Genomic DNA, 591 nt, shown 5'->3' on the forward strand with positions numbered 1-591 from the left:
CCCGTGGGCGAGGAGCCGGTCCAGGAGGCCGCGCATGGCCATCAGTTCGATGCTGCGGACGTGCAGGCCGACGATGCGGACGTACGACGCGGGCTCGGTGTCCTTCTCCAGGACGAGTACCCGCACGCCGTGCAGCCGCAGTTCGGCGGCGAGCACGGCGCCGGTCGGGCCGCATCCGGCGATGACCACGTCGTACGCGGCGGGCGCGCGGTCGGTACGGTTGACGGCGTCGGGAAGATCGGTGGGAAGGTGCGCGGGAAGGCCCGCGTGACTGTCCGCAACGTCATCCGCAGGGACATCCGCAAGGACGTCGGCGTGGACATCGGCTGGGAGGTCCGCAGGGTGCGCGCCGTCGGGAAGGTGCCGGGAGTGCATGGGTGTCGCTGCCTTTCGGGAGGCCGTGGGTCGGGCGCTCCCGGCGACACCTACATCGATCGCCCGGCCGTGACGGAAAGGGGGAGCACCCACGTCGATACTGCGGTCATGGGTCTCACCTCCTCGGGCGGTCAAGCGGCCAACGGCAAGCTACAGCGCGGGGCGTCGGCCGTCCAATCCGTTGCGACTTCTCGCCCTGGGGTGCCGTGCGGCACG

1 protein-coding gene is annotated in these 591 nt (G+C 71.2%); it reads right to left on the reverse strand.

The window, feature by feature from the left end:
- Positions 1 to 375 (reverse strand): FAD-dependent monooxygenase (locus ACRX5S_RS04110; RefSeq protein WP_436771336.1); only part of this gene is annotated, 375 nt, incomplete at its 3' end.
- Between the last annotated feature and the right edge of the window lie 216 nt (positions 376 to 591).

Origin of the sequence: Yinghuangia sp. YIM S09857 (assembly GCF_051388915.1) — a bacterium.
Lineage (GTDB): Bacteria > Actinomycetota > Actinomycetes > Streptomycetales > Streptomycetaceae > Yinghuangia.